Annotated in this window: 15 protein-coding genes; 6 read left to right on the top strand and 9 right to left on the bottom strand. The window is 38.9% G+C overall.

The features are described from left to right. The first annotated feature begins 97 nt into the window (after nt 1-97). Entirely contained in the window at nt 98-1,567 is a 1,470-nt protein-coding gene (locus tag NCCP133_RS12690) for an aminotransferase class I/II-fold pyridoxal phosphate-dependent enzyme (protein WP_264805378.1), read from the top strand. A 39-nt stretch (nt 1,568-1,606) separates the two neighbouring features. On the opposite strand, the gene NCCP133_RS12695 is transcribed toward NCCP133_RS12690, so the two are convergent. Beyond that, nucleotides 1,607-1,741, bottom strand: coding sequence for a GapA-binding peptide SR1P (locus tag NCCP133_RS12695; RefSeq protein WP_264805379.1), 135 nt, complete (start codon nt 1,739-1,741; stop codon nt 1,607-1,609). A 221-nt stretch (nt 1,742-1,962) separates the two neighbouring features. Continuing rightward, nucleotides 1,963-2,262 carry a DUF3055 domain-containing protein gene (locus NCCP133_RS12700; protein ID WP_264805380.1) on the bottom strand — a complete coding sequence of 100 codons (300 nt, stop codon included), beginning with the start codon at nt 2,260-2,262 and terminating at the stop codon, nt 1,963-1,965. Between the two features lie 178 nt (nt 2,263-2,440). Between NCCP133_RS12700 and NCCP133_RS12705 the strand changes: the two genes are divergently transcribed. Continuing rightward, nucleotides 2,441-2,878: a DUF1885 family protein gene (locus NCCP133_RS12705; protein WP_264805382.1), complete on the top strand. Its 438-nt coding sequence runs from the start codon at nt 2,441-2,443 to the stop codon at nt 2,876-2,878. Nucleotides 2,879-2,997: 119 nt separating this feature from the next. On the opposite strand, the gene NCCP133_RS12710 is transcribed toward NCCP133_RS12705, so the two are convergent. Then, a complete protein-coding gene (locus NCCP133_RS12710; protein WP_264805383.1) occupies nt 2,998-3,867 on the bottom strand; it encodes a polysaccharide deacetylase family protein in 870 nt (289 codons plus the stop codon). 243 nt (nt 3,868-4,110) lie between these two features. On the opposite strand from NCCP133_RS12710, the gene NCCP133_RS12715 reads away from it, so the two are divergent. Further along, complete coding sequence (locus NCCP133_RS12715) at nt 4,111-5,634, top strand: glycine betaine uptake BCCT transporter (RefSeq protein ID WP_264805384.1); 1,524 nt, start codon at nt 4,111-4,113, stop codon at nt 5,632-5,634. 53 nt (nt 5,635-5,687) lie between these two features. On the opposite strand, the gene NCCP133_RS12720 is transcribed toward NCCP133_RS12715, so the two are convergent. Beyond that, on the bottom strand, nt 5,688-5,933 hold the full coding sequence (locus NCCP133_RS12720; protein WP_264805385.1) for a hypothetical protein: 246 nt from the start codon (nt 5,931-5,933) through the stop codon (nt 5,688-5,690). 309 nt (nt 5,934-6,242) lie between these two features. Between NCCP133_RS12720 and NCCP133_RS12725 the strand changes: the two genes are divergently transcribed. After that, on the top strand, nt 6,243-6,623 hold the full coding sequence (locus NCCP133_RS12725; protein WP_264805386.1) for a small peptidoglycan-associated lipoprotein: 381 nt from the start codon (nt 6,243-6,245) through the stop codon (nt 6,621-6,623). An 85-nt stretch (nt 6,624-6,708) separates the two neighbouring features. Here the strand turns inward: NCCP133_RS12725 and lpdA are convergent, their stop codons facing one another. The 5 genes from lpdA to NCCP133_RS12750 all read right to left on the bottom strand — a co-directional run bounded on the left by lpdA (nt 6,709) and on the right by NCCP133_RS12750 (nt 12,940). Further along, nucleotides 6,709-8,118, bottom strand: a complete 1,410-nt coding sequence (gene lpdA / locus NCCP133_RS12730) for a dihydrolipoyl dehydrogenase (protein ID WP_264805388.1) — start codon at nt 8,116-8,118, stop codon at nt 6,709-6,711. A gap of 4 nt (nt 8,119-8,122) precedes the next feature. Then, complete coding sequence (locus NCCP133_RS12735; protein ID WP_264805390.1) at nt 8,123-9,475, bottom strand: dihydrolipoamide acetyltransferase family protein; 1,353 nt, start codon at nt 9,473-9,475, stop codon at nt 8,123-8,125. 87 nt (nt 9,476-9,562) lie between these two features. Then, on the bottom strand, nt 9,563-10,540 hold the full coding sequence (locus NCCP133_RS12740; protein ID WP_264805391.1) for an alpha-ketoacid dehydrogenase subunit beta: 978 nt from the start codon (nt 10,538-10,540) through the stop codon (nt 9,563-9,565). Nucleotides 10,541-10,543: 3 nt separating this feature from the next. Further along, the gene (gene pdhA / locus NCCP133_RS12745) at nt 10,544-11,659 is read right to left on the bottom strand and encodes a pyruvate dehydrogenase (acetyl-transferring) E1 component subunit alpha (protein WP_264805392.1); all 1,116 of its coding nucleotides are present in this window, start codon (nt 11,657-11,659) and stop codon (nt 10,544-10,546) included. A gap of 612 nt (nt 11,660-12,271) precedes the next feature. Beyond that, nucleotides 12,272-12,940, bottom strand: coding sequence for a YkyA family protein (locus NCCP133_RS12750; protein ID WP_264805393.1), 669 nt, complete (start codon nt 12,938-12,940; stop codon nt 12,272-12,274). Between the two features lie 278 nt (nt 12,941-13,218). Between NCCP133_RS12750 and NCCP133_RS12755 the strand changes: the two genes are divergently transcribed. Together NCCP133_RS12755 and def are read left to right on the top strand one after the other, a co-directional pair. Further along, the gene (locus NCCP133_RS12755) at nt 13,219-13,344 is read left to right on the top strand and encodes a YjcZ family sporulation protein (protein ID WP_264805394.1); all 126 of its coding nucleotides are present in this window, start codon (nt 13,219-13,221) and stop codon (nt 13,342-13,344) included. Nucleotides 13,345-13,524: 180 nt separating this feature from the next. Further along, the gene (gene def, locus NCCP133_RS12760; RefSeq protein ID WP_264805395.1) at nt 13,525-14,076 is read left to right on the top strand and encodes a peptide deformylase; all 552 of its coding nucleotides are present in this window, start codon (nt 13,525-13,527) and stop codon (nt 14,074-14,076) included. The last annotated feature ends 171 nt before the right edge of the window (nt 14,077-14,247 follow it).

The raw sequence follows: 14,247 nt of genomic DNA on the forward strand, positions 1-14,247 counted from the left end.
CGTTAAATCCTTCTATGCAAAGAATACGAATAATGCTATAATGCAAATGTTTTATGCATGCTTTTCGAAATATTAACTAAAGAGGTGTGAGAATAAGTTGTCTCAATATAAAACACCGTTATTCAGCGGATTACTTGAACACGCAAAAAAGAACCCGGTTCAGTTTCATATACCAGGACATAAAAAAGGCGCTGGCATTGACCCGGAGTTTAGAGAATATATCGGGGATAATGCCCTTGCAATCGACTTGATCAATATTGGACCTCTTGATGATCTCCATCAGCCAAAGGGCATTATTAAGGAGGCTCAGGAACTTGCTGCAGAAGCTTTTGGAGCAGACAGGACATTCTTTTCAGTACAGGGTACCAGCGGAGCGATCATGACAATGGTCATGGCTGTCTGCGGACCTGGAGACAAAATCATTGTTCCGAGAAATGTCCATAAATCCGTCATGTCTGCCATAGTTTTCTCAGGAGCAACACCTATTTTTATTCACCCTGAAATTGATGAAAAACTGGGAATTTCGCATGGAATTACAACAGAATCAGTATCTAAAGCGCTTGAACTCTATCCGGATGCTAAAGGTGTACTGGTAATTAATCCTACTTATTTCGGAATTTCAGCTGACTTAAAGAAAATTGTAGACATTGCCCATTCATACAATGTACCTGTCCTTGTTGATGAGGCTCACGGGGTTCATATTCATTTCCATGACGAGCTTCCATTATCTGCAATGCAGGCAGGAGCAGATCTTGCTGCTACTTCCGTTCATAAGCTCGGGGGCTCCATGACGCAAAGCTCAATTTTAAATATGAAGGGAAATCTCGTATCAGCCAAAAGAGTACAATCAATTTTAAGTATGCTGACCACTACTTCCACTTCTTATTTACTGCTCGCCTCTCTCGATGTTGCAAGAAAACGTCTTGCTACTGAGGGCAAGCAGCTAATTGGAAAAACAATAGAATTAGCTCAATCCATCCGACGCCGCTTAAATGAAATCGATCGGTTATATTGCGTTGGAGAAGAAATATTGGAAACGAAAGCAGCTCACGATTATGATCCGACAAAATTAATCATTTCTGTCAAAGAGCTTGGCATGAATGGGTTTGATGTTGAAAACTGGCTTCGAGAAAGGCATAACATCGAAGTAGAAATGTCCGATTTATATAATATCCTTTGTATTATTACACCTGGAGATACTGAAAAAGAAGCCGATATCTTAGTATCCGCACTTGCTGAGCTGGCAAAAGAACGTCAAGGAAACATGGAGAAACTCGAAACACAAGTTCTTCTCCCAGATATCCCTGTGTTATCTCTTACGCCGCGCGATGCCTTTTATGCCGATACTGAATTAGTTCCGTTCGATAAATCTGAAGGAAGAATCATAGCTGAATTCATCATGGTTTATCCGCCGGGGATTCCAATTTTTATACCTGGCGAAATTATAACAAAAGAAAACCTTCTTTATATTAAAAAAAATATGGAAGCCGGCCTTCCCGTCCAAGGTCCGGAAGATTATGATTTTAAATATCTTCGCGTGATCGAAGAGCACCGAGCTATCCGATAATGGAAAAGAGCCTATCCTTACTGGAATAGGCTCTTTTTATTAGTGGTTATTGTTTGCTTTGTCTGTTTTTTCACCATCACAGCAATTGCATTTTTTCGAATATAAAACCGTTACTTTTTCATCCTCAAAGTGATCGATAGTTGAATTACAAGTCTGGCATACGATTGTACCCATCTTTTCATTCTCCCTTTCATTGAGTAATTTTATTTTCAATTTGAAAGCGCTTAACATCTTTAAATCAATAATAATATAACACTATTAATGTTTCAAGCCTAATTGTATAACATATTCAAAGTGTTTTTTAGTATTAATTGATAGTACTTGTCGGTTACTGTTTTTGTATAGTATGTCACAATAAAAAAAACAGACCAAGATGGCCTGTTTTTTTACAAATATTAATCATATTGTGTTTCAAAATGGGCACCAGGTATGGCTTCTCTGAAAAATTCACTTAAATCTGCAGCCTGTTCATATAATTCAAGTTTAAAGGCTTTTTGTAAGTATTCAATATCTTCGAGATCTTTAGGATCGAGGAGTGTAGAGCGGCCAGTTTGCATACAAATAACCAGAGGTTTGGAAAAGAAGAGGTTCGTATAAACGATCCCAAAATCGTAACGGGTTGACTCCGTTGTGAAGCCAACAAAGCGGACATTGACATTTTCATGCTCATCATAGAGCTTTTCAAAAAAATCCATAATATACCTCCCTTTATATTTAAATATTTAGAATTTTATTATAATTCATTCTGTTAGTTTTGACAAGTATTTTCAATTTTCCTTCTTATTTTAAGTTGTCATAAGATTTTATGTAGTGCTAGAATAAAATAGGGTGTTATTGTGCTGAATTATAATATTTATGTTATTGGGGGGGAAGATGGTGGCAGCTAATTCATATATTAAGCTAGTTCCTACATCAACTAAGGAAAGTATTACTACCGAAGAGCTTAAAGACCTTTTCTGGTATTTCAAGGAAATCACAGGAAAAACAGGCGACCAAGTAAACTGGGATTATAATGATGCTGCTTTTCCTTACGAGATAAAAGAAAAGCCTGAAGGGAAAGGAAGCTGGTTTTACCTTTTATCAGATCACGACCGCTATAATGCAATTCTTCTTGGAATTGGCAAAGAAACTATTAAAAAAGAGGATGGAACTGACCGGGATCAAGCTTACATACAAGTAACTCTGCCTGAAAATGCTACATTTGGAGACAAAGGAAAAGCCAATGAATTTTGCAGATTCCTTGCTAAAAAGCTAAAAGGAGAATTGCATTTATTCAATGGAAGAGTTATGTATTTTTACCCCAGAAAGTAAAGACCAATATAGCGAGAACAGCGTAACTGCTGTTATTAATCTATTTTTGCATTTAATATAGTGGGAGAGGAGCCAAGCTAAAGCTCCTCTTTATTTCATTTTACAGGAAAATGGTGTTGCTAAATTTTGTCAGCCTTCTTGATCAATTCTGGATTAACAAATTCAAATCCTTTGTTTTGCAATCCTTTAACTATATCCTGCAAAGCATCCTTAGTCCATTCCCGGTCATGCATCAGTAAGTTTGCACCTTCCACCAAATATGGAGAATTAATCATTATTTCTGTAAGCGCCTCTTTCGTTTGATAGTCTTTCTCCCAGTCATACCCATAAGTCCAGTTCATGAAAAGCATTTTTTCTTCCCGCACGACCTTTTTACTATAATCGGTATTTGATCCAAATGGCGCTCTGAAAAATTTCGGCCTTTGCCCAATAATTTCTTCAATTCGGTCATTTAGACCAACAATTTCTTTATATTGCTGTTCCTCTGACAGATCTTTCAGATTGGTATGGCTGTAGGTATGGTTTCCGATAGGAAAACCAAGTTCATGGATAGCCTTTAGTACATCTTCCTTGTCTGGGGAATCAATAAAATGCCCATTCACAAAAAAGATTGCGGGCGCTCCCAACTGTTTTAATGTTTCTGCCATCTCCAAGGCGTATGTATCAGGAGCATCATCTATCGTTAATAGCACTACTTTAGGATTTGCCTGACCAATGGGCTTAATGGTCCAATTGTTTTCATCAAGATGATAAAGCGGTTCAGTTGAGACCGCTGTCTCCTCTTGAACTTTTTCCGTACTAGTCTTTTCTTCACTGATTTCTTTATCATGGTGTGCGCTCTCTTCCTTCGAGGAAGTCATCGTTTCCTCCGCTTTTTCTGTTTCTGCCTTATGTACCTTTCCAGCAGATTCTTCTCTTTTTTCGTCGCTGCAAGCACTAAGTATAAAAACAAACGACAAAAGAAGCATAACAAATGTTTTTTTTCTCATGTTGCCCTCCTTAAATGCATATTCCTTTTCACCATCTCCAATAAGTGATATCATCAACAATGGTTTTAAATAACTATAAAGTTGTTCCCCTTATAACTCCTTATTCTTATCTGCTGCTTTTACCCAAAAAAGTTCGCTATGAACATTATAAAGCATTTTCCATTTTTCTTAACGGTCTGGGAGTTTTACAAAATTATTTTATTAGGGTACAAACAAACTATTTATAAGACTTGGAGGGATTTGATGAAGAAACTGACACCCGTATTCACGGTTTCAGTCATATTCACAGTATTATTTATTTTATGGGGTCTTGTCCCGCAAAGCGTACTGCCTAAAGGCAACCTTGACACAACTACCCAAATCATTCAAGGGTTTATCCTTAAGAAGTTTGGCTGGTTTTACTTATTGTCAGCTTCAGCCTTTTTGATTTTTTCTATCCTATTAATATTTACCAAATACGGAAATATTCGTTTAGGAAAGGACGCAGACAGGCCTGAGTATCATTATTTAACTTGGTTTGCCATGCTTTTTAGTGCGGGAATGGGAATTGGTCTAGTTTTTTGGGGCGTAGCAGAGCCGATGTATCACTATTATGCTCCCCCTTTCCTAGAAGGTCAGACGCCTGATGCAGCAAGAGCTGCTATGAGATATTCATTCTTCCATTGGGGACTCCACCCTTGGGCTATCTATACAGTAATCGCTCTTGCTCTTGCTTATTTTCAATTCAGAAAAGGAGCACCTGGGGTCATCAGTTCAATCCTAAAACCCATTTTAGGTGACCGTGTGGATGGACCACTTGGCGTTATTATCAATTTCATCGCCGTCTTTGCCACAGTATTTGGTGTAGCGACTTCTTTAGGACTTGGTGCCATTCAAATTACCGGCGGACTGTCAGCAACTTTTGGCGGGGTTGAGAATAGTACTGCTACACAGTTGACAGTTATAGCCATTGTAACTATTTTATTTATGCTTTCAGCGCAAACTGGATTGAACAAAGGAATAAAATATTTAAGTAATTTAAACATTTTATTAGCAATCGGGTTAATGCTTTTCCTTCTCTTCGTTGGCCCAACGAATTTTATTATGGACCTTTTCACAACGACAATAGGTTCTTACCTTCAAAACCTGCCATCAATGAGTTTTAGATTAAGTCCATTTGATCAGAATCTCACATGGTTTCAGGATTGGACAATTTTTTATTGGGCCTGGTGGATTGCTTGGGCTCCATTTGTCGGAACTTTTATAGCGCGTATATCCAAAGGAAGGACCATTAGAGAATTCGTAATCGGTGTACTTGCTGTTCCTACCGTTTTTGGAGCTTTATGGTTCTCCGTTTTCGGCGGAACCGGCATATATATGGAGTTCTTTGAAGCAAAACCTGTAATGGAAACAATAGAGCAGCAAGGGATGGAAGTTGCTTTATTTACTGTATTTGATAACTTCCCATTCTCGACGGTTCTATCATTACTGGCTATTTTCTTAATCAGTACATTCTTTATTACATCTGCAGACTCAGCCACGTTTGTCCTTGGCATGCAAACTACGAACGGAAGCCTGAACCCTTCGAACAAAGTGAAGTTTGTCTGGGGAATTATTCAATCTGCTTCAGCTGCCATCCTATTATGGACAGGGGGATTGGAAGCTCTGCAGAGAGCATCCATTATTGCTGCACTTCCTTTTACCCTTATAATGCTTTTAATCATGATTTCACTGATTAAGTCGTTTAAAGAGGAAATCATTCCCGATAGGAAAATTACTAAAAAATGATAAAAAGAAAAAGCAGGCAGCCTCATTTAAGAGGCTGCCTGCTTTTTCTAAGCTTACCACTGGGAGAGGTATGACATGGCTAGGTGGAATGATCCATATAGGCTTAGACTCATGATCGTCACAAAAAACGTTTTTTTTGCTGATTTTATAATCCAGTTTCCAATGTTTATGGCCAAGTAGAAAAAAACGAAAAACATGATCACCTTGTATACAAGCTGATCGTATTTAGACAGCCATTCAATAAATGTATAACCGCTCCAAATAATCAGCTGCAGCAACAGTGCTGTATAAACCTTCACTTTTCCCACCACCACTTTTCTGGTACCAAATTTCCCTATTCTCTAATAAAAAAACCTTTGTGTTTGTAATATATGTTTAATATTAATATCTTATTTTTCATTTCTGTAACATTTGAATGACAAGCCAAAATTTTCATAACCTGTATGATAAAATACTCATAATTATTAAAGATTAATTTTTAAATGTTGTATGGACTGTTAACTTTATGGGAATCTCTAGTGACTTTTATACTAGAAAATATTTTTTCTATATGGTGTCTTCGATCGATTTGTTTCTTGAATATTTTATAAAGTGAGGGCATTGAATATATGAAAGGTCTGCCGCTTATAATAATCATATCAATCTTACTTATGACCTCTTCATGCAACCATAAAGAAACAAAAGAAGAGTTAATGATTGACGACAGTGTTAAACAAATTATTTTTTTCTCTGACCATAACCAATACGAGCAGGAGGTTTCTTATTATGATGCGATTATTGAATTAAAAAGGAGCTTTCCTGAAGAAATAAAGAATATGAAAATCATTACGGCATCTGATTCAAAAAACTACTATACCAATTTTGATATAGAAGGCTGTCCGGCTATTTTAATTGTCTATCAGGATGAAGTATTGGTTGAGGTAAAGGGAGTTGTTCCGAGAGAACAAATTGTTCAACCCGTGGCTAATGCTTTGGACAGCGGCATGTAGGAAATGCAAGGACCTTGGAAAAGGCCCATATGGATGAAACAGAACCAAAAATAAAAAATCCTTCCCGCAATGGGAAGGATTTTTTTTACTTTACAATATGAATCGGGCTGCCAATAGCAACTTCTGCTGCTTCCATTGTAATTTCACCTAATGTTGGATGAGCATGGATTGTCATGGCAAGATCCTCAGCAGTCATACCTGCTTCGATCGCTAACCCAAGTTCAGCAATCATATCAGATGCACTAATTCCTGCAATTTGAGCACCAATTACAAGTCCATCTTCTTTGCGAGTAACTAGCTTTAAGAACCCATCAGTTGAATCGAGTGCAAGCGCACGTCCGTTTGCTGCAAATGGGAACTTGGCCGTTGTTACTTCAATACTTTCTTCTTTAGCCTGCTGTTCTGTATAACCGACTGATGCTAATTCAGGCTCAGAGAATACGACAGCTGGAATTGCAAGGTAATCAATTTCAGCATTATGGCCAGAAATTGCTTCTGCTGCTATTTTACCTTCATAAGAAGCTTTATGAGCTAATTGAGGACCTGCTACAATATCACCGATTGCATAAATATTGCTCACATTTGTACGGCATTGCTTATCGATTTCAATAACACCGCGTTCTGTCATCTTAATGCCAACTTGTTCTAAGCCAAGTTCGTCTGTATTTGGACGTCTTCCTACCATTACAAACAAATAATCTGCATCAAGAGTTTTCTCTTCGCCTTTTTCTTCAAACTTAACGGTTACACCATTTTCATTCTCTTCAACACCTTTAGCAAATGCCTTGGTAATGAATTCAACGCCTTTTTTCTTCAGGTTCCGTTTTACAAGTGAAGTCATTTGTTTCTCAATTCCGAGAAGGATATCATCTGCCCCCTCAAGAATTGTTACTTGTGAACCAAAGTTTGCATATGCGCCGCCAAGTTCAATTCCAATAACGCCTCCGCCAATCACAACAATTTTTTCTGGAATTTCTTGAAGTGCAAGGGCACCTGTCGAATCAAGAACACGTTTAGAATATTTAAAAGAAGGTAGTTCAATCGGACGTGAACCTGTTGCGATGATTGCATTTTTAAATGTGTAAGTTTGTGCAGAATTATCATCCATTACACGAAGGGTATTCGTATCAACAAAGTAAGCTTCACCGCGTACGATGTCGATATTATTCCCCTTTAAAAGGCCTTCTACTCCACCTGTAAGCTTCTTGACTACACCGGATTTAAATTCTTGTACTTTTGTAAAATCAACTTTTACGTTTTCAGCTGTAATCCCCATTACATCTGAGTGCTTAGCGTTTTCATAGCGGTGGCCTGCTGCGATTAAGGCCTTTGAAGGAATACATCCAACGTTTAAGCAAACTCCGCCCATATATGCTTTTTCTACAATTGTAACCTTTTGTCCAAGCTGTGCTGCGCGAATCGCTGCAACGTATCCTCCTGGACCTGCACCAATGACTATAGTATCTGTTTCAATTGGGAAATCTCCTACTACCATGTTCTTACGCCTCCATTAACAATAGTTCTGGATCATTCAGTAAACGCTTGATGTGATTTAATGCATTTTGAGCAGTTGCTCCATCAATGATTCTGTGGTCAAAGCTTAGTGATAATGCCAATACTGGAGCAGCAACAATTTCTCCATCTTTCACTACTGGTTTTTCAGCAATGCGGCCAATTCCAAGAATGGCAACTTCAGGATGATTGATAACCGGAGTAAACCATTGTCCTCCTGCAGAACCGATATTTGTGATTGTGCAAGAAGCACCCTTCATGTCATCGGCAGCAAGCTTGCCATCACGTGCTTTACCAGCTAGTTCATTGATTTCATTAGAAATAGCAAATGTAGATTTGCGGTCTGCATCCTTGACAACTGGTACAAGAAGACCTTTTTCAGTGTCTGCTGCGATACCAATGTTGTAGTAATGCTTATGGATGATTTCGCCTGCTGCATCATCGATTGAAGTGTTTAGTGCTGGGAATTCACGCAATGCGCTTGTTAATGCTTTTACCACATAAGGAAGGAATGTAAGCTTAATTCCTTTATTCACTGCAACTTCTTTAAACTTCTTGCGGTGTGCAACAAGTTTCGTTACATCAATTTCATCCATTAATGTAACGTGTGGAGCTGTATGCTTAGAGTTTACCATAGCTTTTGCAATAGCTTTACGGATTCCGCTCATTTTCTCGCGAGTTTCCGGGTACTGTCCAGCAGGAATTGCCTGTGCAGCTGCAGGTGCAGTTTCTTTTGCTTCAGCTTGTGACGCAGCTTCTTGAGCAGGCGCTTCAGCAGCTTGAGCTTGTGCTCCGCCATTCAGGAATGCATCAATGTCAGCCTTTTGAATGCGTCCATTTTTTCCGCTTCCAGCTACTTGGCGAATGTCGACACCTTTATCACGTGCGTATTTTCTTACAGAAGGCATCGCGATAATGCGGCGGTTTGGATCTAAATCAGCCTGGGAGATTACTGCTCCTTCTTTAGGTGCATCTTGCGCAGAAGCTTCTTCCTTTTTCAAGTCCTGGCCAGCTTCAGCTGTAGCCTGTACTTGTGCTTCTGTTTTTTCTTCTTTAGGAGCCTCATCTTCATGGTCTCCCTTAAATTTAAGGTCTTCGTATCCTGGAGCATCAAAAGTGATCAATACTTGACCTACAGTTGCGACTGTACCTTCTTCAACAAGAATTTCTTCAACTTTACCTTTAACAGGAGAAGGAATCTCTACAACTGCTTTATCATTTTGGACTTCACAAAGCACGTCATCTTCTTGTACTTCATCGCTTGGCTTTACAAACCACTTAACGATTTCACCTTCATGGATACCTTCACCGATATCAGGCAATCTAAATTGGAATGCCAATGGAATTCACCCTCCTATTATTTCGCTCGTTCATAGTAAAACACGTCAGGGGAATATCTTCCCCCTTGTGTTATCAGTTATATACAATTAAAATTCAAGAACTTTTTTAGCTGTCTCGATTACATCTTTATAGTTTGGTAACCAAACTGTTTCAGCTTGCGGGAAAGCAAATACAGTATCTGGTGCAGCTACACGCAGAACGGGAGCTTCCAGGCTAAGAATTGCACGATCATTGATTTCCGCAACAACATTTGCTGCAATACCAGCTTGCTTTTGCGCTTCCTGAACGACAATTGCTCTGCCTGTCTTCTCAACAGAGGCAATAATTGTTTCGATATCCAGCGGTGCAACAGTACGCAAGTCGATTACTTCAACAGACTTGCCTTCTTTTTCAAGCTCTTCAGCCGCTTTTAATGATTCATGAACCATTGCGCCGTAAGTCACAATTGTTAAATCCGAACCTTCACGTTTTACTTCTGCCTTGCCTAGCGGAATTGTATATTCCTCTTCAGGGACTTCCTGGCGGAAAGAACGGTATAATTTCATGTGCTCAAGGAAAATAACCGGGTCGTTATCGCGGATAGATGAAATCAGCAATCCTTTTGCATCATACGGAGTCGACGGGATAACAACTTTAAGGCCCGGTTGTTGAGCCATTAAGCCTTCAAGGCTGTCCGCGTGCATTTCAGGAGTATGTACGCCTCCTCCAAATGGTGAGCGGATTGTAACAGGTGCACTGTATCTTCCGCCAGAACGGTAACGCATACGTGCAAGCTGGCCGGAGATAGAATCCATTACTTCAAAAACGAATCCAAAAAATTGAATTTCAGGGACCGGACGGAAGCCCTGTAAACCAAGACCAACTGCCAGACCGCCGATTCCGGATTCAGCTAGTGGTGTATCAAATACACGCTCTTCGCCGAATTCTTTTTGAAGGCCTTCGGTAGCACGGAAAACGCCGCCATTTACGCCCACATCTTCACCGAATACCAATACATCCGGATCGTTGCGCAATTCTGTGCGAAGAGCATCAGTAATTGCCTGAATCATTGTCATTTGCGCCATGGTTTACTTCGACTCCTTTTCTTTATATATTTCATATTGTTCTTTTAAGTTATAAGGCATTTCTTCATACATGATGTTCATAAGGTCTGTAACTTTTTGTTTTGATGTATCATCAGCCTTCTTAATGGCTTCTTTAATATCTTCTTTTGCTTGTTCAATTACTTCGTTTTCCATATCTTCGTTCCAGATTCCCTTATCTTCAAGGAACTTACGGAAGCGAACAAGAGGGTCTTTCTTTTCCCACTCATTATCAAGATCCGATGTACGATATCGAGTTGGATCATCTCCTGCCATTGTGTGCGGACCGTAACGATAAGTTAAAGTTTCAATAAGTGTTGGGCCTTCACCATTGATTGCACGCTCACGGGCTTCGCTAACAGCAGCATACACAGCAAGCGGATCCATTCCATCTACCTGGATTCCAGGAATACCAGCTGCAACAGCTTTCTGGGCAATAGTCTTAGCCGCTGACTGCTTTTCAACAGGAGTTGAAATAGCAAAACGGTTATTTTGAACAATAAAGATAGCCGGTGCTTTAAATGCACCAGCAAAGTTGATTCCTTCATAGAAATCACCTTGTGAGGCACCGCCGTCACCAGTGTAAGTAATGGCAACTTTCTTTTCGCCGCGCTTTTTCATGCCAAGCGCAACCCCTGCAGTCTGGATATATTGTGCACCGATGATAATTTGAGGTGAAATAACATTCACACCCTCTGGAATATTTCCGCCCTCAAAGTGTCCGCGGGACCATAAGAAAGCTTGGTATAAAGGAAGTCCGTGCCAAATGATTTGAGGCACATCGCGGTATCCAGGAAGAATGAAATCTTCTTTTTTCAATGCAAATTGGGAAGCAAGCTGTGAAGCTTCCTGTCCAGCAGTTGGTGCGTAGAAGCCTAAACGACCTTGTCTGTTTAATGAGATGGAGCGCTGGTCCAAAATGCGTGTATAAACCATGCGGCGCATTAATTCCTGCAGCTGATCGTCACCAATTTCAGGCATTGCTGATTCATTAACAACCTTGCCTTCTTCGTTTAAAATTTGTAGTGTTTGGAACTGTTCTTCAACTGTTTCGAGCTGTTTTTTCGCGTCGAATTGTGCCTTCTTTGTTTTAGAAGCCATATCAGTCACCCTTTCCTTTCATAAAAAGACGTTAATTAAGAGTTTTTATACACAAAATTTAGGTTACCCAAAACGGTGCCATCTTAGAAAATCCTTTTACTAAGAAAGAATCTTTCCCAAAATGCGCTTGCTTTATAAAGTATCTCTAAATAGCAGGAAGCTTAGTTCGCCAAATGCATACTTTTGATTAGTGTTCCACAGATCTTATCTAAAAAAACGTCTTTCTGAGCATCCTTAACTATCATATTCTGTATCAGTCTATTTTGCAACTAAATTGATACAGAATTATTTACGAGATTTAGTTTAATATACCTAAATCATTACGTCAATTACCTTATCATATGTTTTTACATCGCAGGCAAAGTTTTAATATCTATAATTAATAAACAAAACTGTATTATTTTTTCGATCCATACTGTACTATAAAAAAATTCTAAAATCAAATGTGTTATAGTAAAGTTTAATACTTAGAATTATTTTTATAAAATTTAATCAGGAAAATGAAACGGACTCTTTTTTACTATTGTCCTCCAAAATTTTCTGACATACGCACACCAAGCAACAAAGGTAATTAATAAAAAATGCCGGCAACTCAATATGCCGGCATTTCAGTCATTCCTCGGTTTTTATCTCAAGTCCTGCCTCTTTATAAAAGGCAAGCTTTGCTACATTGTATTCTTTCGTTTTTTCGTTAAATTGCTTATTTGAATCAAGAATTTTTTCGTACATATCATTTATTTTGCTGATTTGTTCTTCAAGCTGTTCAAGGGAAAGATCTTCGTTTTTAAACATGGTGTAAAGTTCTTTATCATATTCAAGCGCTTTGGAATAATCTTTATACAGCACGTCATGGATAGCATACCTATCCATCATTATTTTATATAAATCGCTTGATTTTTCATGCAGCTCTTCTTCTTCAATTTCATCTATTATAGCAGATAAATTTTCAAATTCCTTTTTAGAGGCCTGGATGCTTTTCTGTTCTTTTTTCATATGGGTCTTTCTTTGCTCCACAATGGATAAAGCTTCATCAGACAGCTTGGTAATTTCGGCAAACTCTTTCATTCCCAGGGCAATAATCTTATCATATAATTCCTTTTCTTTTTTCTCCAAATTAACAAGCGGCTCTTGCTGCTCCTCAAACCCTTTTTCTTCTGCAACTACTTTTTCAAGTACTTCATACATTTCTTCCTCTGGGGCAGGCTTGTTCATACATCCAGCAATAAAAATTGATGCAAAAATTACGATCAGCAATAATCGGCTTTTGCTAAAAATCAACACAGTGAAACCTCCTTACTTTAACAATTTAACTATATCGATACTTGCGCCTTTTGACAATAGCCCAATGGAATGACAGATTTTATCGAGTACCGCTTCCCGCAATACAAAAGCTTGTCCGTCCATTATCATCTTACTTCAATCTATTCAATTCATTTTCCCATTATGACTTGGGCATTGGCCTACACCAAACATTTGTTTATACATAGGCTATATTAATCGTCCAATGCGGCTGGTTAGAAAATATGGACGAAAATCAAACTATAGGGAGGTTATCCTTCATGTATGGATACGGTTATGGCTGCGGTTATCCTGTAGGCGGCGTTGGTTATGGAAGAGGTTTTGCGTTGATTGTTGTATTGTTTATTCTATTAATTATTGTTGGCTGCGCTTGCTGGAAGTTTTAATTCTTGGAGAAGGCCCCGTTGGTGCCTTCTCTTATTAACATTTTCAGCGCGCTCTGTTAAACTGAAATTAATAAAGCAGCCTTTAGAGCCTGATTTTGCTGGATCTTCCCCAACGCTTTTTCCGCCGATCTCAGGCTCGCTTGAATTAAACTTTTTATTACATAGCGGGAGTGATTATTCATGCTAAGCATGAAAGAGATAATTCGTGATGGCCATCCTACCCTAAGAAAAGCGGCAGCGGAAGTGAACATGCCTCCATCTGAAGAAGAAAAACAGCTATTAAGGGATATGCTGGAATATGTAATGAACAGCCAGGTACCTGAACTTGCTGCCAAATTTGGATTAAGGCCTGGCATTGGCTTAGCAGCCCCTCAAATAAATGTTTCCAAACGGATGATTGCAGTACATGTAACCGATAACGGAGAACTATTCAGTTATGCCCTCTTTAATCCAAAAATTATCAGCCATTCTGTTCAGCGTTCATATTTATCTACAGGGGAAGGATGTTTATCTGTCGATGAATCAATACCCGGTTTTGTGCCGAGGTATGCAAAAATAACCATAAAAGGAACAGACCTTGAGGGCAATGATGTTAAGCTTAGGCTAAAGGGACTGTCTGCTATTGTCTTCCAGCACGAAATTGATCACTTGAATGGGATTATGTTTTATGATCATATTGATAAACAAAATCCTTTACAGCCTATTGATAATGCGATAGCAATTGAGAGATAACTTTATTCATTGCAAAAAAGGGGCAACCATATAAATTCTGATATTATAAGAAAATCGCAAGGCGCCCGCCTATCGGCGACAAGCATAAGCCAATCCAAAAGGTTGTTTTTTCATCTTTTTGACGGTTTGGTAGACCTGAGAGCCGATGGCGCCTGGAGCAAGACAGTTATC

The organism is Cytobacillus sp. NCCP-133, from assembly GCF_026011715.1.
Classification (GTDB): Bacteria; Bacillota; Bacilli; order Bacillales; family Cytobacillaceae; genus Cytobacillus.

Bases quoted from the DNA above. Each gene is read 5' to 3' on its own strand.
- NCCP133_RS12695 (WP_264805379.1), bottom strand. From the start codon at position 1,741: ATGGGTACAATCGTATGCCAGACTTGTAATTCAACTATCGATCACTTT.
- NCCP133_RS12700 (WP_264805380.1), bottom strand. From the start codon at position 2,262: ATGGATTTTTTTGAAAAGCTCTATGATGAGCATGAAAATGTCAATGTC.
- NCCP133_RS12705 (WP_264805382.1), top strand. From the start codon at position 2,441: ATGGTGGCAGCTAATTCATATATTAAGCTAGTTCCTACATCAACTAAG.
- NCCP133_RS12710 (WP_264805383.1), bottom strand. From the start codon at position 3,867: ATGAGAAAAAAAACATTTGTTATGCTTCTTTTGTCGTTTGTTTTTATA.
- NCCP133_RS12715 (WP_264805384.1), top strand. From the start codon at position 4,111: ATGAAGAAACTGACACCCGTATTCACGGTTTCAGTCATATTCACAGTA.
- NCCP133_RS12725 (WP_264805386.1), top strand. From the start codon at position 6,243: ATGAAAGGTCTGCCGCTTATAATAATCATATCAATCTTACTTATGACC.
- lpdA (WP_264805388.1), bottom strand. From the start codon at position 8,118: ATGGTAGTAGGAGATTTCCCAATTGAAACAGATACTATAGTCATTGGT.
- NCCP133_RS12740 (WP_264805391.1), bottom strand. From the start codon at position 10,540: ATGGCGCAAATGACAATGATTCAGGCAATTACTGATGCTCTTCGCACA.
- pdhA (WP_264805392.1), bottom strand. From the start codon at position 11,659: ATGGCTTCTAAAACAAAGAAGGCACAATTCGACGCGAAAAAACAGCTC.
- NCCP133_RS12755 (WP_264805394.1), top strand. From the start codon at position 13,219: ATGTATGGATACGGTTATGGCTGCGGTTATCCTGTAGGCGGCGTTGGT.
- def (WP_264805395.1), top strand. From the start codon at position 13,525: ATGCTAAGCATGAAAGAGATAATTCGTGATGGCCATCCTACCCTAAGA.